This window comes from Rhodanobacter sp. sgz306013, assembly GCF_057031145.1.
Genome location: NZ_JBXCIJ010000003.1, coordinates 269,118 through 291,024, shown reverse-complemented (window position 1 = coordinate 291,024; position 21,907 = coordinate 269,118). Strand labels below are relative to the sequence as shown.

The 21,907-nt window shown below is 68.2% G+C and carries 26 protein-coding genes; all 26 read right to left on the bottom strand.

Features of this window, described 5'->3' with window-relative positions; all coding sequences use genetic code 11:
• A complete protein-coding gene (gene nuoK, locus AC2EWF_RS10945) occupies nucleotides 1-306 on the bottom strand; it encodes an NADH-quinone oxidoreductase subunit NuoK (RefSeq protein WP_077483669.1) in 306 nt (101 codons plus the stop codon).
• Nucleotides 303-953, bottom strand: a complete 651-nt coding sequence (locus AC2EWF_RS10940) for an NADH-quinone oxidoreductase subunit J (RefSeq protein ID WP_483639406.1) — start codon at nucleotides 951-953, stop codon at nucleotides 303-305. Before AC2EWF_RS10940 ends, nuoK begins: the two co-directional genes overlap by 4 nt.
• A 13-nt stretch (nucleotides 954-966) precedes the next feature.
• The gene (nuoI, locus tag AC2EWF_RS10935; protein ID WP_483639405.1) at nucleotides 967-1,458 is read right to left on the bottom strand and encodes an NADH-quinone oxidoreductase subunit NuoI; all 492 of its coding nucleotides are present in this window, start codon (nucleotides 1,456-1,458) and stop codon (nucleotides 967-969) included.
• A 7-nt stretch (nucleotides 1,459-1,465) separates the two neighbouring features.
• On the bottom strand, nucleotides 1,466-2,482 hold the full coding sequence (gene nuoH / locus AC2EWF_RS10930) for an NADH-quinone oxidoreductase subunit NuoH (RefSeq protein ID WP_483639404.1): 1,017 nt from the start codon (nucleotides 2,480-2,482) through the stop codon (nucleotides 1,466-1,468).
• 5 nt (nucleotides 2,483-2,487) lie between these two features.
• Nucleotides 2,488-4,815 carry an NADH-quinone oxidoreductase subunit NuoG gene (gene nuoG, locus AC2EWF_RS10925; RefSeq protein WP_483639403.1) on the bottom strand — a complete coding sequence of 776 codons (2,328 nt, stop codon included), beginning with the start codon at nucleotides 4,813-4,815 and terminating at the stop codon, nucleotides 2,488-2,490.
• Nucleotides 4,815-6,152 (bottom strand): NADH-quinone oxidoreductase subunit NuoF, encoded by a 1,338-nt coding sequence (gene nuoF / locus AC2EWF_RS10920; protein ID WP_483639402.1) that lies wholly within the window; start codon nucleotides 6,150-6,152, stop codon nucleotides 4,815-4,817. The genes nuoG and nuoF overlap by 1 nt, the downstream gene beginning before the upstream one ends.
• A gap of 7 nt (nucleotides 6,153-6,159) precedes the next feature.
• On the bottom strand, nucleotides 6,160-6,687 hold the full coding sequence (nuoE, locus tag AC2EWF_RS10915) for an NADH-quinone oxidoreductase subunit NuoE (RefSeq protein WP_483639401.1): 528 nt from the start codon (nucleotides 6,685-6,687) through the stop codon (nucleotides 6,160-6,162).
• A gap of 21 nt (nucleotides 6,688-6,708) precedes the next feature.
• Entirely contained in the window at nucleotides 6,709-7,965 is a 1,257-nt protein-coding gene (locus AC2EWF_RS10910) for an NADH-quinone oxidoreductase subunit D (protein WP_483639400.1), read from the bottom strand.
• A gap of 4 nt (nucleotides 7,966-7,969) precedes the next feature.
• Nucleotides 7,970-8,701, bottom strand: a complete 732-nt coding sequence (locus tag AC2EWF_RS10905; RefSeq protein ID WP_483639399.1) for an NADH-quinone oxidoreductase subunit C — start codon at nucleotides 8,699-8,701, stop codon at nucleotides 7,970-7,972.
• A 10-nt stretch (nucleotides 8,702-8,711) separates the two neighbouring features.
• The gene (locus AC2EWF_RS10900) at nucleotides 8,712-9,269 is read right to left on the bottom strand and encodes a NuoB/complex I 20 kDa subunit family protein (RefSeq protein ID WP_483639398.1); all 558 of its coding nucleotides are present in this window, start codon (nucleotides 9,267-9,269) and stop codon (nucleotides 8,712-8,714) included.
• Nucleotides 9,260-9,616, bottom strand: a complete 357-nt coding sequence (locus AC2EWF_RS10895; protein ID WP_483639397.1) for an NADH-quinone oxidoreductase subunit A — start codon at nucleotides 9,614-9,616, stop codon at nucleotides 9,260-9,262. The genes AC2EWF_RS10900 and AC2EWF_RS10895 overlap by 10 nt, the downstream gene beginning before the upstream one ends.
• A 253-nt stretch (nucleotides 9,617-9,869) precedes the next feature.
• Nucleotides 9,870-10,223 (bottom strand): PilZ domain-containing protein, encoded by a 354-nt coding sequence (locus AC2EWF_RS10890; protein ID WP_483639396.1) that lies wholly within the window; start codon nucleotides 10,221-10,223, stop codon nucleotides 9,870-9,872.
• 82 nt (nucleotides 10,224-10,305) lie between these two features.
• Complete coding sequence (locus AC2EWF_RS10885; protein ID WP_483639395.1) at nucleotides 10,306-11,259, bottom strand: PIG-L deacetylase family protein; 954 nt, start codon at nucleotides 11,257-11,259, stop codon at nucleotides 10,306-10,308.
• Entirely contained in the window at nucleotides 11,250-12,185 is a 936-nt protein-coding gene (gene holB / locus AC2EWF_RS10880; RefSeq protein WP_483639394.1) for a DNA polymerase III subunit delta', read from the bottom strand. Before holB ends, AC2EWF_RS10885 begins: the two co-directional genes overlap by 10 nt.
• Nucleotides 12,182-12,817: a dTMP kinase gene (gene tmk, locus AC2EWF_RS10875; protein ID WP_483639393.1), complete on the bottom strand. Its 636-nt coding sequence runs from the start codon at nucleotides 12,815-12,817 to the stop codon at nucleotides 12,182-12,184. The genes holB and tmk overlap by 4 nt, the downstream gene beginning before the upstream one ends.
• Nucleotides 12,814-13,836 carry an endolytic transglycosylase MltG gene (gene mltG, locus AC2EWF_RS10870; RefSeq protein ID WP_483639392.1) on the bottom strand — a complete coding sequence of 341 codons (1,023 nt, stop codon included), beginning with the start codon at nucleotides 13,834-13,836 and terminating at the stop codon, nucleotides 12,814-12,816. Before mltG ends, tmk begins: the two co-directional genes overlap by 4 nt.
• A complete protein-coding gene (pabC, locus tag AC2EWF_RS10865; RefSeq protein WP_483639391.1) occupies nucleotides 13,833-14,648 on the bottom strand; it encodes an aminodeoxychorismate lyase in 816 nt (271 codons plus the stop codon). Before pabC ends, mltG begins: the two co-directional genes overlap by 4 nt.
• On the bottom strand, nucleotides 14,645-15,973 hold the full coding sequence (locus tag AC2EWF_RS10860) for an aminodeoxychorismate synthase component I (RefSeq protein ID WP_483639390.1): 1,329 nt from the start codon (nucleotides 15,971-15,973) through the stop codon (nucleotides 14,645-14,647). Before AC2EWF_RS10860 ends, pabC begins: the two co-directional genes overlap by 4 nt.
• Before the next feature lie 19 nt (nucleotides 15,974-15,992).
• Nucleotides 15,993-17,231, bottom strand: a complete 1,239-nt coding sequence (gene fabF / locus AC2EWF_RS10855; RefSeq protein ID WP_483639389.1) for a beta-ketoacyl-ACP synthase II — start codon at nucleotides 17,229-17,231, stop codon at nucleotides 15,993-15,995.
• Between the two features lie 192 nt (nucleotides 17,232-17,423).
• Nucleotides 17,424-17,663, bottom strand: coding sequence for an acyl carrier protein (acpP, locus tag AC2EWF_RS10850; protein WP_077483687.1), 240 nt, complete (start codon nucleotides 17,661-17,663; stop codon nucleotides 17,424-17,426).
• 240 nt (nucleotides 17,664-17,903) lie between these two features.
• On the bottom strand, nucleotides 17,904-18,647 hold the full coding sequence (gene fabG, locus AC2EWF_RS10845) for a 3-oxoacyl-ACP reductase FabG (protein WP_483639388.1): 744 nt from the start codon (nucleotides 18,645-18,647) through the stop codon (nucleotides 17,904-17,906).
• A gap of 118 nt (nucleotides 18,648-18,765) precedes the next feature.
• Nucleotides 18,766-19,590 carry an alpha/beta fold hydrolase gene (locus tag AC2EWF_RS10840; RefSeq protein WP_483639387.1) on the bottom strand — a complete coding sequence of 275 codons (825 nt, stop codon included), beginning with the start codon at nucleotides 19,588-19,590 and terminating at the stop codon, nucleotides 18,766-18,768.
• Nucleotides 19,587-20,420, bottom strand: coding sequence for a DUF899 domain-containing protein (locus AC2EWF_RS10835; RefSeq protein WP_483639386.1), 834 nt, complete (start codon nucleotides 20,418-20,420; stop codon nucleotides 19,587-19,589). Before AC2EWF_RS10835 ends, AC2EWF_RS10840 begins: the two co-directional genes overlap by 4 nt.
• Nucleotides 20,421-20,432: 12 nt before the next feature.
• Nucleotides 20,433-21,008: a dihydrofolate reductase family protein gene (locus AC2EWF_RS10830; RefSeq protein WP_483639385.1), complete on the bottom strand. Its 576-nt coding sequence runs from the start codon at nucleotides 21,006-21,008 to the stop codon at nucleotides 20,433-20,435.
• 112 nt (nucleotides 21,009-21,120) lie between these two features.
• Nucleotides 21,121-21,555: an SRPBCC family protein gene (locus AC2EWF_RS10825; RefSeq protein ID WP_483639384.1), complete on the bottom strand. Its 435-nt coding sequence runs from the start codon at nucleotides 21,553-21,555 to the stop codon at nucleotides 21,121-21,123.
• Entirely contained in the window at nucleotides 21,539-21,877 is a 339-nt protein-coding gene (locus tag AC2EWF_RS10820) for an ArsR/SmtB family transcription factor (protein ID WP_483639383.1), read from the bottom strand. Before AC2EWF_RS10820 ends, AC2EWF_RS10825 begins: the two co-directional genes overlap by 17 nt.
• Nucleotides 21,878-21,907 lie beyond the last annotated feature (30 nt).

Below are 21,907 nucleotides of genomic sequence, written 5' to 3'. Positions count from 1 at the left end.
TCAACCCTTCATGCTGTCGATTTCGGCGACGTTGACCGTGCTGCGGTTGCGGAACAGCAGCACCAGGATCGCCAGGCCGATCGCGGATTCCGCCGCGGCCACGGTGAGGATGAAGAACACGAACACCTGCCCCGCCACGTCGTGGCCGAAGCGGGAGAACGCCACGAAGTTGATGTTCACCGCCAGCAGCATCAGCTCGATCGCCATCAGCAGCACGATCACGTTCTTGCGATTGATGAACAGGCCGGCGACGGCAATGCAGAACAGGATTGCGCCGAGCACGATGAAGTGCGAAAGGGTAATCATGGCTTGGACTCCTGTGCCGGGGCCGCGGCCGGCTCTGCATCGGCGGGACGCTCGGCCGCCATCTTCAGCACGCGCACACGGTCACGCGGGTTGATCGCGACCTGCTCGCTGGCCAGCTGGCGCTTCACACCGGTGCGCTCACGCAGGGTCAGCGCCACCGCGGCAATAACGCCCACCGTGAGGATCAGCGCAGCGATCTCGAACGGCAGCAGGTACTGCGTATACAGCGCCTTGCCCAGCCACGCGGTGTTGGAGTCGCCGGCCGGGTTCGCGCCCATCGTCTGCGCATGCATCACGCGCACGCCGATCAGCGCCAGCATTTCCACCAGCATCACCACGGCCACCACCAGGCCCACCGGCAGGAACCGCACGAAACCCTCGCGCAGCTTTTCCTGGTCGATGTCCAGCATCATCACCACGAACAGGAACAGCACCATCACCGCGCCCACGTAGACCACGATCAGCGCGATGGCGAGGAACTCCGCCTCGGCCAGCATCCAGATGCAGGCCGTACTGAAGAAGGTCAGCACCAGCGCGAGCACCGCGTGCACCGAGTTGCGCAGGCTGATCACCGCCAGCGCGGAAGCCACCGTGACCGCGGCGAAGGCGTAGAAACAGACCAGTTGGAACACTTGGAGGTTGATCATGATGTCCCCTGCCTCAGCGGTACGCCGCGTCTTGCGCGCGGGCAGCGGCGATCTCCGCCTCGAAGCGGTCGCCGATGGCGAGCAGCTGCGGCTTGGTCACCACGTTCTCGCCGCGGCGCTCGAAGTGGTATTCGTGCACATGCGTCTCGACGATCGAGTCCACCGGGCAGCTCTCCTCGCAGAAGCCGCAGAAGATGCACTTGAACAGGTCGATGTCGTAGCGCGTGGTACGGCGCTGGCCGTCGCTCTCGCGCGGCGCCGAGTCGATGGTGATCGCCAGCGCCGGGCACACCGCCTCGCACAGCTTGCAGGCGATGCAACGCTCCTCGCCGTTCGCGTAGCGGCGCAGTGCATGCAGGCCGCGAAAGCGGTTCGACTTCGGGATGTGCTCCATCGGGTAGCGCATCGTGTACTTCGGGCTGAACAGGTAGCGCCAGGTCAGCGCCATGCCCTTGAGCAGCTCGATCAGCAGCAGGCTGTTGAAATAACTGATTACGCGTTTCATCGGAACCTCAGACCCCCGCGATGCCGTAGTACTTCATGCAACCGGCCACCAGCACCCAGACGATCGCGATCGGAATGAACACCTTCCAGCCCAGCCGCATGATCTGGTCGTAGCGGTAGCGCGGGAAGGTGGCGCGGAACCACAGGAACAGGAAGGCGAAGCCGAAGGCCTTGATGAACAGCCACAGGAATCCGCCGTGGCCGATGAAGCCCCAGCTCGCCGGGAACGGGCTGAGCCAGCCGCCCATGAACAGGATCGAGGCGAGGAAGCTCACCAGGATCATGTTGGCGTACTCGGCGAGGAAGAACAGCGCGAACGCCGAGCCTGAATATTCCACGTGGAAGCCGGCCACGATCTCCGACTCGCCCTCGGCCACGTCGAACGGCGCGCGGTTGGTCTCGGCCACGCCGGAGATGAAGTAGATGACGAACACCGGCAGCAGCGGCCACATGAACCAGCCGAGGATGCCCTTGTTGCCGGCCTGCGCGTTGACGATGTCCGTGAGGTTGAGCGAGCCCGCCAGCACCAGCACGCAGACCAGGCACAGGCCCATCGCCAGCTCGTAGGAGATCACCTGCGCCGCCGAGCGCATTGCCCCGAGCAGCGCGTAACGGGAGTTGGAGGCCCAGCCGGCGAGGATGATGCCGTACACGCCCAGCGAGGTCATCGCCAGCAGGTAGAGCAGGCCCGCGTTCGCGTTCGACAGCACCAGCTTCGCGCCGAACGGGATCACCGCCCATGCCGCCAGCGCGGGGATCAGCGCGAGCAGCGGCGCCAGATAGTACAGCGCGCGGTTCGCCTTGCTCGGCAGGATCACTTCCTTCAGAAGCAGCTTCATCACGTCGGCGAAGGCCTGCAGCAGGCCGAGCGGACCGACCTTGTTCGGCCCCATCCGCACGTGCATCCAGCCGATGATCTTGCGTTCCCAGTACACGAACATCGCCACCGCGACCACCAGCGGCAGCACGATGCACAGGATGTGGATGATCGGCCAGACGAGCTGGTTGACGAGTTGATCAGCCATGATGCTTATGCCTTGCCCAGGGTGATGGCCGCGCCGTAAGGCGGCAGCGTGGCGGTGATGTCCTGCGCGGCCTCGATCCATACGGCGCCCTCGGGCACGGCGTGGTCGACGACCAGCGGCAGCGTCGCGTCGGCGACGCGCACCGGCGCACCGTCGGCCAGGCCCAGCCGGGCCGCCTCGGCCGCGCTGATGCGCACGGCTGGCGCCCGATTCAGCGGATGGGCATTGAGCGCGGCGGCCCGGCGCAGCACCGCATCGCCGCGGTAGATCGGCCAGGTGGCGAGGCGGGCGAGCGCGGCAGCCGGCTTGCGAGCGGCCAGCGCGTCACGCGCCGCGGCACCGCGCGCCACGATGCCGTCGCGCAGCCCCGCCAGGTCGTCGAACTCGAAACCGGCGAACTGCATCAGGCCGCCCAGCGCGCGCAGCACTTTCCAGCCCGGGCGGCCTTCGCCGGGTGCCTTCGCGCCGGCCTGCACCGCCTGCGCCAGGCCGTCCACGTTGACCAGGGTGCCGTCGGTTTCCGGCAGCAATGCGATCGGCAGGATCACGTTCGCCACCTCGCGCAACGCGGGGCTGGCGTAGGCACTGAACGCCACCACCTGCTGCGCGCCGCGCAGCGCAGCCAGCGCCTGCGCGCCGTCGGCGAAATCGTGCGGCGGCTCTACCCCGAACAGCACATAGCCCTTGCGCGGGTGCGCCAGCATGGCCTGGGCGTCCAGGCCACCGTTGCCCGGCACCACGCCGAGCCGGGCCAGGCCGACCGCGTTCGCGCCCACCGGCAGTTCGTCGTAGCCGGCGCCGGTGGCGGTGGCGATGAAGCGCGCGATCGCGCGCAGCCAGGAGGCCTCCGGATGGGTGACCGCGGCCTCGCCGAGGATCACCACCGCCTTGCCCGCCTTCAGCGCGGCGATGGCGGCATGGTCGCCCGCGTCGCTGGCGGCGGCATTGATCGCGTCGGCCAGTGCGGCCGGCGCGGCGGCACCCTCCGCCACCGCGGCGCGGGCCAGCGCCAGCAGCGCGTCGACCATGCCTTGCGGCGGCACGATCGCCGCGCCGGCCAGCGCGTAGTTGAACTCGAACGCGGCCGGATTGACCGCATAGACCTTGGCACCCTGCTTGGTCGCCTGGTGCAGGCGATGGTTGAGCAGTGGCATCTCGCGGCGCAGGTCGGAACCGACCAGCAGCGCAGCCTTGACCTGCGATACCTCGGCCACCGGCAGGCCGAAGCTGGTGGCCACGGCCTGGTCGGCAAAATCGAGCTGGCGCAGGCGATGGTCGACGTGGGCGCTGCCGAGGCCGCGCGCGAGACGCAGCAGCAGGTCGGCCTCCTCGTTCGTGGTGGCCGGATGCACCAGCACGCCCAGCTCGCTGCCCGGCGCGCTCCTCAGCGCCTCGGCTGCGAAGGAAAGCGCGTCGTCCCAGGTGGTCTGCTGCCACTGGCCGTTGCGCTTGACCTGCGGCGCGCTCACGCGATCCGCGGCGTAAAGGCCCTGGTGGCTGTAGCGGTCGCGGTCGGACAGCCAGCACTCGTTGATCGTTTCGTTGTCGCGTGGCACCGTGCGCAGCACCTCGCCGCGGCGAGTGTGCAGCCACAGGTTGGAGCCCAGCGCATCGTGGTAGGCGACCGACGGCTTGGCGACCAGCTCCCAGGCGCGCGCCTTGAACTGGAATGGTTTGTTGGTGAGCGCGCCGACCGGGCAGACATCGATGATGTTGCCCGAAAGCTCCGTTTCCACGGTTTTTCCGATATACGTGCCGATCTGCAGGTTCTCGCCGCGGCTCATGCCGCCCAGCTCGTAGCTGCCGGCGATCTCGCTGGTGAAGCGCACGCAGCGCGTGCACTGGATGCAGCGGGTCATCTCGGTGGCGACCAGCGGCCCGATGTTCTCGTCGGCGATGGTGCGCTTGCGCTCGGTGTAGCGCGACACGCTGCGACCGTAGCCCAGGGCCACGTCCTGCAGCTCGCACTCGCCGCCCTGGTCGCAGATCGGGCAGTCCAGCGGATGGTTGATGAGAAGGAACTCCATCACGTCCTTCTGGAACTTCAGCGCCTTGTCCGAGCGCGTGGTGACCTTCATGCCCTCGCCCACCGGGGTGGCGCAGGCAGGTTGCGGCTTGGGCATCGGACGGCCGCCCAGCTCCACGTCCACCAGGCACATGCGGCAGTTGGCGGCGATGGGGAGCTTGCGGTGGTAGCAGAAACGCGGGATGGCGATGCCGATGGCGTCGGCTGCCTCGATGATCATCGCGCCCTTGCGGATCTGCACGGGCTTGCCGTCGACCTCGATGCTGACGAGATCGGGCGCGGCGTTGTTGGTTGGCTGCGCGCTCATCAGGCAGCGACTCCACGGTTGGCGGCGAGCCGGTCCTCGGTCATCGAGCGACCATGCTGCACGTAGTATTCGAATTCGTTCCAGAACTTGGCGAGGAAGCCCTGCACCGGCCACGCGGCGGCTTCGCCGAACGCGCAGATGGTGTGCCCCTCGATCTGGCCGGCGATGGCCTTCAGGCGGTGCAGGTCGTCCTGCGTGCCCTTGCCTTCCACGATGCGGTCGAGCACGCGGTACATCCAGCCGGTGCCCTCGCGGCAGGGCGTGCACTGGCCGCAGGACTCGGCCTTGTAGAAGCGCGCGATGCGGTGGCAGGCCTTGACCATGCAGGTGGTTTCGTCCATCACGATCACCGCGCCGGAGCCCAGGCCCGAACCCGCCTTCTGCAGGCAGTCGTAATCCATGGTGCTCGCCATCATTTCCTCGGCATTGAGCACCTTCATCGAGGAGCCGCCGGGGATCACCGCCTTCAACTGCTTGCCGTCGCGCACGCCGCCCGCCATCTCGAGCAGGTCCTTGAACGGGGTGCCGAGGCGGATCTCGAAGTTGCCCGGCTTGTTGACGTGACCGGACACCGAGAAGATCTTCGGTCCGCCGTTGTTGGGCTTGCCGAGATTGAGGAACCACTCCGCGCCGTTGCGCAGGATCGCCGGCACCGAGGCGTAGGTCTCGGTATTGTTGATCGTGGTCGGCTTGCCGTACAGGCCGAAATTGGCTGGGAACGGCGGCTTGAAGCGCGGCTGGCCCTTCTTGCCCTCCAGCGACTCCATCAGCGCGGTTTCCTCGCCGCAGATGTAGGCGCCGGCGCCGAGCGCGCCGTAGATGTCCACGTCGATGCCCGAACCCTGGATGTCCTTGCCCAGCAGGCCGGCGGCATAGGCTTCCTTCAGCGCCTCCTCGAAGTGCTCGAAGGGTTCATGATGGAATTCGCCGCGCAGGTAGTTGTAGGCCACCGTCGAGCCGGTGCAGTAGCAGGCGATCGCCAGGCCCTCGATCACCGCGTGCGGGTTGTAGCGCAGGATGTCGCGGTCCTTGGCCGTGCCGGGCTCCGACTCGTCCGAGTTGCAGAGGATGTATTTCTGCATCGAGCCCTTCGGCATGAAGGACCACTTCAGGCCGGTGGGGAAACCCGCGCCCCCGCGGCCGCGCAGGCTGGATTTCTTCACTTCCTCGATCAGGCCGGCGGGATCGGGCTTCTCGGTGAGGATCTTGCGCCAGGCCTTGTAGCCGTCGACCTGCTCGTAGCTGGCCATCGCCCACGGCTTGTCGAAATGCAGCGTGGTGTAGACGACCTGGTGGTCCTGGGGTGCGGGTCCGACCGGACCGGTAATGCTTGCCATGTCGCGCTTACTCCAGGCCGTCCAGAATCTGGTCGAGCTTCTCGGTGGTGAGCCGTTCGTGGTAGTGGCCGTTCACCGTCATCGCCGGCGCGTACACGCAGGCGGCGATGCACTCTTCCTCCTGCTTGAGGTAGACGCGGCCGTCCGGGGTGCTCTCGCCGAGCTTGATGCCGAGCTTCTTCTCGCAGTGCCTCACCAGATCCTCGGCACCGTTCAGCCAGCACGAGATGTTGGTGCAGATCGCCACGTTGTTCCGGCCCACCGGCTTCGTCTCCAGCATCGAGTAGAAGCTGGCCACCTCGTAGGCCCAGATCGCAGGCAGGTCGAGGTACTTCGCCACCGCCGCGATCAGTTCGTCGGTGAGGAAGCCCTGGTTCTGTTCCTGCGCCGCGAACAGCGCCTGGATCAGCGCCGAGCGCCTGCGGTCAGGCGGGAACTTGGTCAGCCAGTGGTCGATGTGGTGCCGCGTGTGCTCGGTCAGCACGGCGAGCGGGTCGACGTTCCTGACCTGGTCGTAATGTCCGGTGGCTTTCATGCGTTTCTCCGTCGTGCCGGCTCAGCGGTCCACTTCGCCGAACACGAGGTCGTAGGTGCCGATCATCGCCACCACGTCGGGCAGCATGTGCCCCCTGACGATGGGATCGATCGAGGAGAGATGGGCAAAACCCGGCGCACGCAGGTGCACGCGGAACGGCTTGTTGGCGCCGTCGGAGACCAGGTAGCAGCCGAACTCGCCCTTCGGCGCCTCGACCGCGCAGTAGGTCTCGCCGGCAGGCACGCCGTAGCCTTCGGTGAACAGCTTGAAGTGGTGGATGAGCGCTTCCATGCTCTCTTTCATCTCTTCGCGCTTCGGCGGGGCGACCTTGTAGTTCTCCACCATCACCGGGCCGGGGTTGGCGCGCAGCCACTTCACGCACTGCTTGATGATGCGGTTGGCCTGGCGCATTTCCTCGACGCGCACCAGGTAGCGGTCGTAGCAGTCGCCGTTGACGCCCACCGGGATGTCGAAGTCCATCTCCGCGTACTTCGCGTAGGGCTGCTTCTTGCGCAGGTCCCAGGCGATGCCGGAACCGCGGATCATCGCGCCGGTCATGCCCCAGGCCTGGGCCTGTTCCGGCGAGATCACGCCGATGCCCACGGTGCGCTGCTTCCAGATGCGGTTGGTGGTGAGCAGCTCTTCGTACTCGTCCACCTTGGTCGGGAAGTCGTCGGTGAAGGCGTCGAGGAAGTCCAGCATCGAGCCTTCGCGCCAGCTGTTCAGGCGCTTCAGGTCCTTGCCCTTGTGCCAAGGCGACTCGCGATACTGCGACATCTGTGCCGGCAGGTCGCGATAGACGCCGCCCGGCCGGTAGTAGGTCGCGTGCATGCGCGCTCCGGACACCGCCTCGTAGACGTCCATCAATTCCTCGCGTTCGCGGAACGCGTAGAGGAACACCGCCATCGCGCCGAGGTCGAGCGCGTTCGAGCCGATCCACATCAGGTGGTTCAGGATGCGGGTGATCTCGTCGAACATCGTGCGGATGTACTGCGCGCGTTCCGGCGCCGCTATCCCCAGCAGGGTCTCGATGGCTCGCACGTAGGCGTGCTCGTTGCACATCATCGACACGTAGTCGAGGCGGTCCATGTAGCCGATCGACTGGTTGAACGGCTTGGACTCGGCCAGCTTCTCGGTACCGCGATGCAGCAGGCCGATATGCGGGTCGGCGCGGACGATGGTCTCGCCGTCCATTTCCAGCACCAGGCGCAGCACGCCGTGCGCAGCAGGATGCTGCGGGCCGAAGTTCATCGTGTAGTTGCGGATTTCCTGGGCCATCGAATCAGTTCCTGCGCCAGTCGTCGGCGGCTTCGGCCTTGGCCTGCATGAGGTCGGCGTCGTCGCGGATCACGCGCGGCACGAGCACGCGCGGCACCACCGACGTCACGGGTTCGTACACCACCCGCTTCTGCTCGGCGTCGTAACGCACCTCGACGTTGCCGATCAGCGGGAAGTCCTTGCGGAACGGGTGCCCCACGAAACCGTAGTCGGTGAGGATGCGGCGCAGGTCGGGATGGCCGTCGTAGACGATGCCGTAGAGGTCGAACGCCTCGCGCTCGAACCAGTTCGCGCCGGGCCAGATACCGGTCACGGAGGGCACCAGCGGCAGGCTGTCGTCCTCGCAGAACACGCGCAGGCGCAGGCGCTGGTTGTGCTCGATCGAAAGCAGGTGGACGACGGAGGCGTAGCGGCGCGGCTGGCTCACGCCGCGCGGACGGTCGGCCCAGCCGAAGCGTCCCTGCGCCTCGCCTTCCACGCCGCGCGAGAAACCGGAGCCGCTGACGGTCTCGGTGTCCCACTCGACCTGGCCGTAGCCGAGGTAATCGATGCCGCACAGGTCGACCAGCTCGCTGAAGCGGAAGCCCGGCTCGTCGCGCAGCGCGGCGGCCACGGCAAGCAGGTCGGCGGCCGCCAGTTCGGCGGTGGTCTCGTGGCGGACGACGCTGATCTTCAGCGTGTCGCCGAACCGCGCGGCGAGGCGCTCGGCCAGCGAGGTCTTTTGGGTATCGGTCATGGCAGCGCCTTCAGGAACGCGCGATGGTGCTGGTGCGGCGGATCTTCTTCTGCAACTGCAGGATGCCGTGGATCAGGGCTTCGGCCGTGGGCGGGCAGCCCGGCACGTAGATGTCCACCGGCACGATGCGGTCGCAGCCGCGCACCACGGAATAGGAGTAGTGGTAGTAGCCGCCGCCGTTCGCGCAACTGCCCATCGAGATCACCCACTTCGGCTCGGGCATCTGGTCATAGACCTTGCGCAGTGCGGGGGCCATCTTGTTGACCAACGTGCCGGCGACGATCATCACGTCGCTCTGGCGCGGACTGGGGCGGAAGATCACGCCGTAGCGGTCGAGGTCCAGGCGGGCGGCGCCGGCGTGCATCATCTCCACCGCGCAGCAGGCCAGGCCGAAGGTCATCGGCCACATCGAGCCGGTGCGCGCCCAGTTCATCAGCGCGTCGACGCTGGTGGTGGCGAAGCCGCGCTGCACGATCGGGTTGTCGCCGGCTGGACGCAGGATGTCGTCCACGACCTCGAGCGGCTGCGGATTGTGCATCACCTTGTCGATGGAGGAGATCACTCCCATTCCAGTGCTCCCTTCTTCCAGACGTAGGCGAAACCGACCACCAGCAGCAGCAGGAACAGCGCCATCTCGATCAACGCCGTGATGCCGATCTGCTTGAACACCACCGCCCATGGAAACAGGAAGGCGATTTCCAGGTCGAAGATGATGAACAGGATCGCGAGCAGGTAATAGCGCACGTCGAAGCGCGCGCGCGCATCCTCGAACGCCTCGAAGCCGCACTCGTAGGGTGCGAGCTTTTCCGCCTCGGGGCGACGCGGGCCGGCAAGCATGCCGACCGCCAGAAGCACGAGGCCGAGGCCGGCGGCCACGGCGATGAACAGCAGTACGGGCCAGTATTCGGCAATCACGATGCAACCTACCTCCGCGCCACCGGGGCGCATCAGTGACCGTGGGGCAACGGTCCGGCAATTCGTTTCGGCAGACCCGGAGGCCATGGGCTTCGCGGCCGCGCCCGCAATCTCTTGTGATGGCGAACGCCCGACTCTCCACGATACGGGGGTCGTGAACCGACGCATTGTATCAGCGCATGCCGACACCACAACAGCTTGACGAGCATGGGCGAGGCATGAATCCGCCCATGCGGCACGCGTCACCCCGTCGTCACATCGTATGGGTGGGCCGCTCGGAGTTGAGCACGCCGGCGAGCATGTTCTCGATGCGCTGGCGCGCCACCTCCGCGTCCGGCGAGTCGTTGAAGTGGACGCCGATGCCCGCGGTGCGGTTGCCTTGCGCGCCGGGCGGGCAGATCCACGCCACCTTGCCCACCACTGACAGGCGCTCGCTCTCGTCGGCCAGACTCACCAGCAGCACCACTTCGTCGCCCAGGGCATAGGGCTGGGCGGTAGGCGCGAACAGGCCGCCGTTGCGCAGGAACGGCATGTAGGCGTTGTAAAGCGTGGCGGCATCCTTGATCTTCAGCGAGATGATGCCCTGGCGGGCGGCTACGGGGTTCATGGATGCTCCTGAATGGCGTCTCGGCACGCATGGCGGCGGCTGTCCATGCTAACCACCGCGGCGCGGCGCGCAAAGCGCCCGCTCACACTTCGCGCCAACCCCAGTGATCGAAGATCCATGGCGAGGGCAGCGCCAGCGACAGCCGCACGAAGCAAGCATCCTCCGCCCGCGCCGCCGGCCAGTCCAGCCGCCAGGCGCCCTGCCCGTCGCGCCGCAACGGCGCCGAGCGCCACGGCCACTGCTGCGCGTGGCCGGATGTGCTGGCCGCGGTCAGCCGCAGGCGCGGCCACAACAAGGGCGGCGGCCGCCACGGCAGGACACGGACCGGCCCTGATGGCGGCGGCGCCGGTTGCGCATGGAGCTCGGGACGTTCGGCCAGCCGGCGCAGGCGGCCGCCGCTCAAGGCCAGCTGGCTGGCGTAGGCGGCCAGCGCATGCTGCTTGGCGGCCCTCTGGGCCGGCGAGACCGGCGGCTCGGGCACCGGCGTGCCGTCGTCGTGGCCGTGGACCAGGTAGCCGAGCAGCCGCGCCGCGCCGCCCTGCCTGGCCAGCGCCATGCGCAACAGCACGTGGGCCGCGCCGTGGTCGGGATGGCGATCGCCCAGCGCAGGCACGGCGACCAGGTCGGGAGCGAAGCCGGCCAGCACCATCGCCAGCTCGGCCAGCGCCGAGCGGTCCGGTTGCAGCAGGCGGTCGAGCACGCCCAGGTCGGGCCAGCCCAGCGACTGCAGCGCCGCGGGCGGCAGATCCAGCCGGCGCAGCGCTTCCTCCAGTTCGGCTCGGCGGCGGCGGCCCCAGCGTTCGCGCCCGGCGGCGTCGATTGACCAGCGCCGCTCCAGCCAGCGCTGCGGCCAGGGATTGTTGTCGCCGTCAGTGAGCAGCAGTACGCGCACCGTGCCGCCGGCCGCGCGCACGCGCTGGATCAGCAGGCCGTTGGCGATCGTCTCGTCGTCCGGATGCGGCGCCACCACCAGCAGGCGGGTCTGCGCCGTGAAAGGCGGCAACGGCGACGCCGGCGGCGCAGCCGTCAGCGCCATTGCGCCAGCAGTTCCAGCAATAGCAGGTCACCGCGCAAGGGACCGCGCAAGGCGTCGCGGGTGCGGTTGGCGGCGTCGTACCAGTGCGCCAGCGCCGCGCCGTCGAGCGCGCTGACGAGCGGCGGCGCGGCCTGCGTCGCCTGTGCGCGGCGTTCGTCGGCCGCCGCCTGCGCGGCGAACCACAGGCGCTGCGCAGCTTCGTCGTCCAGCCAGCGCCGCGCCATCTCGGTGACCTGGCCGCGGCCTGCCGCCAGCGCAGCGAGGTCGCGCCGCACTTCGGCGCGGCGCTCCAGCGCCCCCTCCTGCGCCCAGGCCAGGGCCAGGCCGGGATTGCCCAACGCCGCATCCAGCGCGACTTGCGCCTGCGCCACGCCCTGCTCTTCCAGCCAGGCCCGGGCATCGGCGGGCGCCGGCAACGTGAACTCGATGCGCTGGCAGCGGCTGCGTATCGTCTGTGGCAAACGCCACGGCGCGTCGGCCAGCAGCAGCAGCAGGGTTTGCCTGGACGGCTCCTCCAGCGTCTTGAGCAGCGCATTCGCCGCCGCCGCGTTCATGGCGTCGGCCGGATCGATCAGCACCCCCTGCCACCCGCCGAACTGGCTGCGCATCGCCAGCCGCGCGGACAGCTCGCGGATCTGCTCGATCACGATTTCGGTGCGCGGCGTGCCGTCCTTGCGCAGGCCGAACGTGAGCGTGACCACGTCGGGATGCGTGCCCGCGTCGAACAGCAGGCAACTGCGGCACTGCCCGCAGGCCTCGCCGTCCTGCGCGCGTTCGCACAACAGGCCGCGCGCGAAACGCTGCGCGAACACGCGCTTGCCCAGTCCGGCCGGGCCGCACAGCAACAGCGCGTGCGGCAACGCATTGCGCTGCCGGCGCGCCTGCAGCCGCGACCAATCCGCCGCATGCCAGGGCATTGTGCTCATGGCTGATCCCCGAACAGGTGCGCGGTCACCGCCACCGCGTCGCGCACCACCGCCTCGGGCGACTGGCTGGCGTCGACCACCCGGAAGCGCTGCGGTTCGGCCGCGGCGCGGGCGCGATACGCGGCGCGCACGCGCTCGAAGAAACCGTCCGCCTCGACTTCGATGCGATCTGCCGTGCCGCGACCCGCGGCGCGGGCGCGTCCGGTGCTCACCGGCAGGTCGAGCAGCAGGGTGAGGTCGGGCACGAGGCCGGCGCAAGCCCATTGCTCGAGAGCTGCGATGCGCTCCGCCGGCTGGCCCCGGCCGCCGCCCTGATAGGCATAGCTGGCATCCACGTAGCGGTCGCACAGCACCCAGCGTCCTGCCGCCAGGGCCGGCTCTATCGTCTCGCGTACCAGTTGCGCGCGCGAGGCGAACATCAGCAGCAACTCGCTCTCCGCACACAGTTCATGCCTCGCCGGATCCAGCACGATGGCGCGCACCGCCTCGCCCAGTGCGGTGCCGCCCGGTTCGCGGGTGAGCAACAGGTCGACGCCGCGGCTTTCCAGGTGCGCGCGCAAGCCGGCCAGCAAGGTGCTCTTGCCCGCACCCTCGCCACCCTCCAGCGTGATGAAACGGCCGCGCCCGCTCACTGGCTGCACCGCTTGAGCTGGTAGCAGGCCACGTTGCGGTTCTGCTCGGCGAGCGTATCGGCGAACACGTGGCTGCCATCGCCGCGCGCCACGAAATACAACGCGGTGCCAGGCGCGGGATGCAGCGCGGCCAGGATCGCCGGCTTGCCCGGCAGCGCGATCGGCGTGGGTGGAAGTCCTGGGCGGGTGTAGGTGTTGTAGGGCGTGTCCGTGGTGAGGTCGACCTTGTGGATCTTGCCCTGGTAGCTCGCGCCCATGCCGTAGATCACGCTGGGATCGGTTTGCAGCAGCATGTGGTTCTCGAGGCGGCGCACGAACACGCCGGCGATCTTCGCGCGCTCGTCGGCGCGGCCGGTCTCCTTCTCGACGATGGAGGCGAGGATCAGCGCATCGTAAGGCGTCGCCAGCGGCAGATCCTTGTCACGTTGCGGCCACAGCGCATCGAGGGTCTTCACCATCGCGGCATGCGCGCGCCTGAGGATGTCGAGGTCGCTGTCACCCTTCACGTAGGCGTAGGTCTCGGGCAGGAAGCGGCCTTCGGGCTGTTCGCCCGGAGCGCCGATCTTCTGCATGATCGCGGCATCGTCGAGGCCGGCGGTCGCGTGCTGCAGCTTGTCCGCCTTGCCCAGCGCGGCCAGTACCTCGCGGAAGGTCCAGCCGTCGACGATGGTGAAATTGCGCTGCATCACCCTGCCCGCCGCCATGTTGGCCAGCAGCTGGCGCGGGGTGAGGCCGATGGGCGTGGCGTACTCACCGGCGTGCAGCTTGCCGGCCACCCGCATCTGCACGGCCAGCAGGCGCCAGTACAGCGGAGAAGCGGTGCTCAGGCCCTGGCCGCGCAGCTGGCGCACGATCTCCTTGAAGCTGCTGCCGCGGCCGATGTCGATGCTTTCGCCTTGCGCGGTGACATGCAGCGGCGCGTTGCCGAAGCGACTGAAGTCGCGCCAGCCCCAGGCCGCGGCGCCAATCAGCGCCAGCAGCAGCACCAGGATCGTCTTGCGCCAGGTCTTGCGGGTCATGCCTGCTCCATCGGGAAACCGAGTGCGGACCAATGCGCCTGCATCGCGCGGGCCACCGGGCCTGGGACGAACACCTTATCCGCCACGGCCTGAACCGGCAGGATGCCGCGAACGCTGGAGCTTAGGAAGAGTTCGGATGCGCGCAGGCATTCGGCCATCGGCAGGTCGCGCACCTCGACCCGCCGCAGCGCCTCCAGCAATTCGGCGCGCAGCACGCCGGCCACGCCACAGCGCTCCAGCGCGGGCGTCACCGGCATGCCGTCGACCACCGCGAACAGGTTCGCCGCGGTAGCGGAGATCACGTTGCCCTGCGCGTCGCACAGCAGGCCTTCGGCAATCGCCGGATCGTTCCACTCGGCGCGCGCCAGCACCTGCTCCAGCCGATTGAGATGCTTGAGGCCGGCCAGCAGCGGCTGCCCGGCGAGCCGCATCCCGCAGAGGTGCAGGCGCAGGCCGTCGCGATAGGCGGCCGCATCCAGCACCGGCATCGGAAAGGCCGCGACGATGCGGGTGGCACGAGGGGACGCGGGCATCGCATAACCGCGCGTACCCGTGCCGCGGGTGAACGTGATGCGCACCACCGACTGCGCCATGCCACGCGACACCGCAAAGGCTTCGCGCCACAACGCTTCCGGATCGGGCGCGGGCAGGTGCAGGCGGTCGCAACCCAGCGCCAGCCGCCGCATGTGCCGCGACCACAGCGGCGCGATGCCGTCCACGCAACGGATCGTCTCGAACAGGCCGTCGCCGTAAAGCAGCCCGCGGTCCTGCGCAGACACGTGATCCTGCGGTTGGCCGTCGACCAGGATCATGCGTCCGTCACGCCCAGCGCGCGCAGCAGGCCACGTGCCTTCGCCCGCGTTTCGTCCAGTTCCTTCTCGGCCACCGAGTCGGCCACGATGCCGGCGCCTGCGCGCAGGCTCACCGTGTCGCCGGCGAGGGTCAGCGTGCGGATCAGGATGTTGAGGTCGAGATCGCCATTCGCGTCGAGGTAGCCCAGCGCGCCGGTGTAGGCGCCGCGAGGCGCGTCCTCCAGCGCGGCGATGATTTCCATGCAGCGCACCTTGGGGCAGCCGGTGATGGTGCCGCCCGGGAACACCGCGGCGATCGCCTGCCCCGGCGTCACGCCCGCACGCAGGCGGCCGCGCACGTTGGAGACGATGTGGTGCACGTGGGCGTAGCTCTCCACTGTCATCAATTCGTCCACCTCGACCGTGCCCGGCACGCAGACGCGGCCGAGGTCGTTGCGCTCGAGGTCGATCAGCATCACGTGCTCGGCGCGCTCCTTGGGATGCGCGGCGAGCTCGCGGATGCGCGCCACGTCGTCATCGCCGGCCGTGCGCGGCCGGGTACCGGCGATGGGACGCGTCTGCGCGATGCCGTCGCGCACTTCCACCAGCCGCTCGGGCGAAGAACTGGCGATCGCCCAGCCTGGCTGCTGCAGCAAGCCCGCGAACGGCGCGGGGTTGGCGCGGCGCAACGCGGCATGCAGGGCCGCCGGTGTCGGCGCCGATGCGTAGTGTGCACGCCACGCCCGCGACAGGTTCACCTGGAAGATGTCGCCCGCCTGCAGATGCCCATGGATGCGCGCCACGCCGTCGAGAAAGTGCCGCGGCTCGTCTTCGACCAGTTGCGCGGGCGGCGGGAGCGCCACCATCGTCGGCGCCGCGTGCAGATCCGCCGCCAAGGCATCGAGCAGGTGTTCGCTGCCCGCCTCGGCCACCAGTACCGTGCAGTCGCGCGCATGGTCGACGATCGCTGCCACCGGACAGCGCAGGGCCAGCGCCACCGGCAGCGTGGCATCAGTGCGCAGCTGCAGCTTCGGCTCGATCTCACCGGCCAGCTCGTAGCCCAGCAGCAGCGCCCAGCCGCCGTGGAACGGCAGGCCGTCATCCTCGCGCGGCCGGTGTTCGGCTTGCCAGGCGGCGTCCAGCGCATCGAGGAAGCGCGTGCCGACGACGGTGCCGTCGGCGTTGCGCACGCAGCCGTCCGCAGCCAGGGTCAGGCTGTCTCCTGGAAACGCGAACAGGATGTCGAAGCGTGCCTGCGCCGTACCGTGCAGCACGCTCTCGAGCAGGCAGGGGTAGCGCTCCGGAAATGCAGCGGCCGGCGCGAGCAGGTCGCGCCGGCCGTCCAAGGTTCGATGGGGTACCACGTCAAACGCGACGGAACGCCAGCGTGCCGTTGGTGCCGCCGAAGCCGAAGGAATTGGAGATCACCACGTCCAGCCTGGCCTCGCGCGCGGTGTTCGGCACGAAGTCGAGGTCGCAACCTTCGCCCGGCTCGTCGAGGTTGATCGTGGGCGGCAGCACCTGGTCGCGCATCGCGAGGATGCTGAAGATCGCCTCCACGCCGCCGGCCGCGCCGAGCAGGTGGCCGGTGACCGACTTGGTCGAGCTCATCGCCAGCTTGTACGCGTGGTCGCCGAACACGCGCTTGGCGGCCAGCACCTCGCCGAGGTCGCCCAGCGGCGTCGAGGTGCCGTGCGCGTTGACGTACTGCACCTCGGACGGGTTGATGCCGCCGTCCTTCAGCGCGTTCTCCATGCAGCGCGCCGCACCTTCGCCGCCCTCGCTGGGTGCGGTGATGTGGTAGGCGTCGCCGCTCATGCCGAAGCCCACCACCTCGGCGTAGATGCGCGCGCCGCGCGCCTTTGCATGCTCGTATTCCTCCAGCACCAGCACGCCGGCGCCGTCGGAGAGCACGAAGCCGTCGCGGTCCTTGTCCCACGGGCGGCTGGCCCTGGTCGGCTCGTCGTTGCGGGTGGACATCGCCTTGGCCGAGCAGAAGCCCGCCATCGCGGTGCCGGTGGTGGCGAATTCGGCGCCGCCGGCGATCATCGCGTCGGCGTCGCCGTACTGGATCATGCGGGCGGCCAGGCCGATGTTGTGCGTGGCCGTGGTGCAGGCGGTGACGCAAGCCACGTTCGGGCCCTTGAGGCCGAAGATGATCGACAGGTAACCCGAGACCATGTTGATGATCGAACTGGGTACGAAGAACGGCGACACGCGACGCGGGCCCTTCTCGTGCAGTTCGATCGAGGTATCCTCGATGGTGTTGAGGCCGCCGATGCCGGCGCCCACCGCCACGCCGATGCGCGGCGCGCTGGCCTCCGTGACCTCCAGCCCGGAATCCTTGAGCGCCTGGGTGCCCGCGGCGATCCCGTACTGGATGAAGGGATCCATCTTCTTGACATCCTTGGGCGATACCCATTGCGTGGGATCGAAGCCCTTCACCTGGCCGGCGATGCGGGTGGCATAGGCACTGGCGTCGAAATGGGTCACTGGGCCGATGCCGCTGACGCCCTTGAGGATGTTGTCCCAGGCAGTGGCCAGGTCGTTGCCCACCGGCGAGATGATGCCCATGCCGGTCACTACCACGCGTCGCTTGCTCATGCTCTTGTTCCTTCGTGTTCCGGGGAGCGCCGATGCGTGGCGCTGCTCGTCATTCGGGGATGCCCGCCATTGCCGCGCACCATACGGGATCGGACGTTGCGGATGGCAGAAACGAAAACTGCGCCTTGTCGGCGCAGCTTCCGGTACCGCTACGTTGGCAGCAGCGCAACGCGCCGTCCTGCCGACGCGCGATCACTCCTTGGTGTGGGCCTTGATGTAGTCAACGGCCTGCTGCACGGTGGTGATCTTCTCGGCGTCCTCGTCCGGGATCTCGGTCTCGAACTCTTCCTCGAGGGCCATCACCAGCTCGACGGTGTCGAGCGAGTCGGCGCCCAGGTCGTCCACGAACGAGGCATTCGCCGTGACTTCATCCTCTTTCACGCCCAACTGCTCGACGACGATCTTCTTGACGCGCTCTTCGATGGTGCTCATGTTGCCAAACCTCCCACGGGGAATTGTGTTGTACGCCGGCCCGCGGCCGGCAAGACCGGCGGATTGTAGTGGCTAAGCCGCCGGGCCGCCACGCATCCGCCGCCATGTTGCGATGCCGGCTTCCGACCGACGCGAAAACGCGATTGTCGCCGAAAACGCGGCGATGCGCGACTCTTTCGGCATGCGTTGCCGTATGGGCGGCGCGGCGTTTGAAACCCGGCGCCGGGCCTGCATGCCGGCTCAGGGCATGTACATGCCGCCGTTGACGTGCAGCGTCTCGCCGCTGATGTAGGCCGCGGCCGGCGACGCCAGGAAGCCCACCGCCTTGGCGATGTCGCTGGCTTCGCCCAGCCGGCCCAGCGCGATCTGGCCCAGCAGAGCCTCTTTCGCCGACTCGGGCAACGCGCGGGTCATGTCGGTGTCGATGAAGCCCGGCGCCACCACGTTCACGGTGATGCCGCGCGACCCGATCTCTCGCGCCAGCGACTTGGAGAACGCGATGATGCCGGCCTTGGCTGCCGCGTAGTTGGACTGGCCGGGGTTGCCGGTCAGGCCGATCACCGAGGCGATCGAGATGATGCGGCCCTTGCGCGCCTTCATCATGCCGCGCATCACCGCCTTCGAGGTGCGGTAGACCGAGCTGAGGTTGGTGTCGAGGATGGCCTGCCAATCCGCTTCGGGCATGCGCATCAGCAACTGGTCGCGGGTGATGCCCGCGTTGTTGACCAGGATGCTCACCGCGCCGAATTCCTTGGTGATGCCGTCGATCAGCGCTTCCACCGCGGCGGAGTCGGTCACGTTCAGCACGCGGCCGTGGCCGCCGTGTGCGGCCAGCCGCTCCTCGATCGCCCGGGCGCCAGCCTCGCTGGTGGCCGTGCCGACCACGGTGGCGCCCATGGCGGCCAGTTCGTCCGCGATCGCGGCGCCGATGCCGCGGCTGGCGCCGGTGACCAGCGCGATCTCGCCCGTCAGTGTCTTTTCCATCGCCGTGTTCCGTCAGGATTCAAAGCCGCGAACCTTACACGGAAATGGGGACGCGCCGCATCCCGGGATTTGCCGCCGCGGATGCCGCCATCTCGCCCCGTTCGCCCCGCCCTTCGCCCTACCGGGTTTCGCCGGGCTGGTAGCCCACCTCGGCATTCGCCACCGGAATGCGCGTTCCGGCCTTCCCCAGAAAACCCTTGATGATCGGGACCACCCTCCCGGGTTCCGAAAACAGGGCGAAATGGCCGGCATCCGGAATCACCGCAAGCTCGGCGGCGGGGATCAGCCTGAAGGCTTCGACGGCGTGTTCAAGACGGACGAAATCACGATCGCCCAGAGCGATGAGGACGGGCACACGGATCGAGGCAAGCTCCGCCTCGGAAAAGCCCTCCCACCGGATGTGGCAGACCTTGTCCCACAGCGTAGGCCAGCCACGGGCATCCGGCGCCACTTCTTCGTAGCATTTCTTCTGGAATTGGAAAGCCCTGGAATCGGGGGTAGGTGCAACGCTGGTATGGAGCATCTCCATGTCAAGGGCGCGCTGCGGAGGTCCGAAAGTGGCCCCATAGGTGGCCACGCGGCGCACGAGATCGGGATACTGGAGCGCGATCATCAGCGCCGTGGCGCCGCCGTAACTTTCCCCAAGGAAATCGGCCTTACGGATCCCGAGGTGCCGCAAAAGGCCGACCACGTCGCTGGCATTCTGCTGCAGGGTGATCGGACGCTCGGGGATATCCGCCGTGCGGCCGTGCCCCTGCAAGTCCATTGCAATGACCGAATAGCTTTCGGTCAGCGCAGGAAACGACCTCGTTCCGGCGCAGCCGAATGCCGGAGGAACATAGACGAGCGGATCGCCCTTGCCTTCGATTTCGTAATACATCGCCAAGCCGTTGACGGGGGCGTACCCGGCGATGCGCTCCGTGTCGCTGGCCCGGATCGTCATGGCTTGCCCGCCCCTTCCAAGCCCCCGGTGCCGCCTGCTCCCTGGTCGCGGCAGCAGCAAGCGCGCGCCTCTTGGTACTCGTCGTGGCGCCGCCACCAGGCGCCCTCGCCCTCGTTGCGCCCCAGCGGCGCGCGATCCAGCCACTGGTACATGCCCCACAGACCGTCCAGTCCGCGCGCGTAGGTGGAATAGCTGTGGTAGACGACGCCGTCCTCCCGCACGAACGCGCTCATGCCGGGGCGGTCGCGCACGTAGGCGGCGGCCTCCGTGCCGCAGGTGGCCGCAAACTGATGGACGATCGGCGGGTACTGGCCGCCGGTGATCGGGTGACCGCCACGGCGGTAGTTGTACTCGACGCCACCGGCCCGCTGCTGCGCCTCGGTGATGGCGACGTTGAAGTCGTAGTTGAAAGCGCCGTCGCCTGCCGACGCCCAGGAAAACGTCCAGCCCATGCGCCGCTTGTAGGCCTGCAGCTTCGCCAGCGGTGCACGCGACACCGCGGCGAACGCCACGTCATGGTTTTCCAGATGCGCCACGATGCCGTTGAAGCCGTCCGCGATCGACGAACAGGACGGGCATCCCGCCGTGTAGTCGGGGCCGAACATGAAGTGGTAGACGAGCAGCTGCGAGCGCCCGCGGAACATCTCCGCCAGGGTCGCAACGCCCTGTTCCGTGTCGAAGCGATAGTCCTTGTCGACGCGCACCCACGGCAGCGCCTGCCGCCGGCGCGCCAGTTCGTCGCTGCGCCGGGTCAGTTCCTTTTCTGCACTCAGCAACTCCAGCCGCGCCGCAAGCCATTCCTCGCGGGTTCCGATGGTGTGCAGGGTCATGGCCATTCCTCCTCAGGCGACGGCATAGGTCAGGCCGACCCGGCCGCCATTCAGTGGCTCGGCCTTGCGCAGTTCGAGTCCGCGACGTTTTTGCGTGGTCGCGAACAAGGCCTTTCCCTCGCCGGCGATCAGCGGGTAAACGATCAGGCGGATCTCGTCCACCAGACCGGCCTCGATCAGGCTGGCGGTGATCCGCGCACCGCCCATGAGGTAGATGTCCTTGCCGGGCTGCTGCTTGAGCGCTGCCAGTTCGTCCAGGCTGCGCAGGAACCGCGTCCGCGGCCAGCCAGCCGCATCCAGGCTGCGCGAGAGCACGTAGTGCGGCGTCCGCGCGGTGAAGCGCCCCCACGCCGTTTCCGCCGGCGTGGGCAACTTTCCGGTCATCGGCAGCGGCTCGTGCGGCGCGTCCCGTATGGCGGTCCAGTAGCGCTCGTAGCCGGGATACATGCCGCCGCCGAGCACGCAGGCGTCGATCTGTCCAGTCAGGCCGTAGTCCTCTGACCAGCTTTCCACCCAGTCCGCGAAACCTTCCGGTCCCTCAACCTTGCCGTCAGCGGAAATCTTCATGCCGGCGATCAGCTTGCGCATGGCACCCTCCTGCCTGATTCAGTGGCTCAATTCGTTGAAAGTGGCGTCGCCCGGTTCGTGTACCGCCTGCGCACAGGCCCGGGGCGGCGATTCGCGATGCCGCCGCCTGCGGCTAGGCCAGCTGACCGGGCAAGGAATCGAGGAAGTACGTCCAGCCCTCGGTATGCGCCATCGCCATGCGCTCGTCGGGCAGGCCTTCGTGGGTCAGTCGCAGTTCGGTCCGGCCGTCGCGCGGAGTGAACTCCAGCGTGACCACCGACTCCTTGCCCTGGGTATGCTCGCTCACCCAGGTGAACTCGAGCAGGTGCGGGCTCTCCACGCGCAGGTAGCGGCCGTAGTGCGGGCGGACCTGGCCCGAGTACAGCATGCCGAGATAGAACAAGCCGTCGGGACGCGGATCGGCCACCACGTCGCCCCCTTCCGCCAGCCAGGCCTTCATGCTGGCCGGATCGGTCCAGGCGCGAAACACCCGCTCGGGCGAGGCATCGTAGCTGCGGGGCATCTCCAGGCGGAACGCACCCATCGCCGACTCATTGCGACCCTTCATCACCATTCTCCTGCTGCTGATCGAGGAAAGCGCCGAGCGCATCGAGGCGCTGGCTCCAGAAGCGTTCGTACTGCGAGGTCCAGCGCGCCACCTCGCGCAAAGGGGCGGCGCGCAGGCGCAGATAATGCTCGCGGCCCTCGCGGCGACGGCCGACCAGGCCTGCACCCTCCAGCACCTTGACGTGCTTGGACACCGCGTTCAGCGACATCGCGAACGGCTGCGCGAGGTCGGTCACGCGCAATTCGCCGCGGGTCAACCGCGCCACGATGCGGCGGCGGGTGGGGTCGGCGAGCGCGGCAAAGGCAAGATCAAGTTTCGACATGGCGGCATTCATTCAACCTTTTGGTTGAAT

Excerpts from the sequence above, each read along its gene's own strand:
- nuoK (WP_077483669.1), bottom strand. The coding sequence starts at position 306 with ATGATTACCCTTTCGCACTTCATCGTGCTCGGCGCAATCCTGTTCTGC.
- AC2EWF_RS10940 (WP_483639406.1), bottom strand. The coding sequence starts at position 953 with ATGATCAACCTCCAAGTGTTCCAACTGGTCTGTTTCTACGCCTTCGCC.
- nuoI (WP_483639405.1), bottom strand. The coding sequence starts at position 1,458 with ATGAAACGCGTAATCAGTTATTTCAACAGCCTGCTGCTGATCGAGCTG.
- nuoH (WP_483639404.1), bottom strand. The coding sequence starts at position 2,482 with ATGGCTGATCAACTCGTCAACCAGCTCGTCTGGCCGATCATCCACATC.
- nuoG (WP_483639403.1), bottom strand. The coding sequence starts at position 4,815 with ATGAGCGCGCAGCCAACCAACAACGCCGCGCCCGATCTCGTCAGCATC.
- nuoF (WP_483639402.1), bottom strand. The coding sequence starts at position 6,152 with ATGGCAAGCATTACCGGTCCGGTCGGACCCGCACCCCAGGACCACCAG.
- nuoE (WP_483639401.1), bottom strand. The coding sequence starts at position 6,687 with ATGAAAGCCACCGGACATTACGACCAGGTCAGGAACGTCGACCCGCTC.
- AC2EWF_RS10910 (WP_483639400.1), bottom strand. The coding sequence starts at position 7,965 with ATGGCCCAGGAAATCCGCAACTACACGATGAACTTCGGCCCGCAGCAT.
- AC2EWF_RS10905 (WP_483639399.1), bottom strand. The coding sequence starts at position 8,701 with ATGACCGATACCCAAAAGACCTCGCTGGCCGAGCGCCTCGCCGCGCGG.
- AC2EWF_RS10900 (WP_483639398.1), bottom strand. The coding sequence starts at position 9,269 with ATGGGAGTGATCTCCTCCATCGACAAGGTGATGCACAATCCGCAGCCG.
- AC2EWF_RS10890 (WP_483639396.1), bottom strand. The coding sequence starts at position 10,223 with ATGAACCCCGTAGCCGCCCGCCAGGGCATCATCTCGCTGAAGATCAAG.
- AC2EWF_RS10885 (WP_483639395.1), bottom strand. The coding sequence starts at position 11,259 with ATGGCGCTGACGGCTGCGCCGCCGGCGTCGCCGTTGCCGCCTTTCACG.
- holB (WP_483639394.1), bottom strand. The coding sequence starts at position 12,185 with ATGAGCACAATGCCCTGGCATGCGGCGGATTGGTCGCGGCTGCAGGCG.
- mltG (WP_483639392.1), bottom strand. The coding sequence starts at position 13,836 with ATGACCCGCAAGACCTGGCGCAAGACGATCCTGGTGCTGCTGCTGGCG.
- pabC (WP_483639391.1), bottom strand. The coding sequence starts at position 14,648 with ATGATCCTGGTCGACGGCCAACCGCAGGATCACGTGTCTGCGCAGGAC.
- fabF (WP_483639389.1), bottom strand. The coding sequence starts at position 17,231 with ATGAGCAAGCGACGCGTGGTAGTGACCGGCATGGGCATCATCTCGCCG.
- acpP (WP_077483687.1), bottom strand. The coding sequence starts at position 17,663 with ATGAGCACCATCGAAGAGCGCGTCAAGAAGATCGTCGTCGAGCAGTTG.
- fabG (WP_483639388.1), bottom strand. The coding sequence starts at position 18,647 with ATGGAAAAGACACTGACGGGCGAGATCGCGCTGGTCACCGGCGCCAGC.
- AC2EWF_RS10840 (WP_483639387.1), bottom strand. The coding sequence starts at position 19,590 with ATGACGATCCGGGCCAGCGACACGGAGCGCATCGCCGGGTACGCCCCC.
- AC2EWF_RS10835 (WP_483639386.1), bottom strand. The coding sequence starts at position 20,420 with ATGACCCTGCACACCATCGGAACCCGCGAGGAATGGCTTGCGGCGCGG.
- AC2EWF_RS10830 (WP_483639385.1), bottom strand. The coding sequence starts at position 21,008 with ATGCGCAAGCTGATCGCCGGCATGAAGATTTCCGCTGACGGCAAGGTT.
- AC2EWF_RS10825 (WP_483639384.1), bottom strand. The coding sequence starts at position 21,555 with ATGAAGGGTCGCAATGAGTCGGCGATGGGTGCGTTCCGCCTGGAGATG.
- AC2EWF_RS10820 (WP_483639383.1), bottom strand. The coding sequence starts at position 21,877 with ATGTCGAAACTTGATCTTGCCTTTGCCGCGCTCGCCGACCCCACCCGC.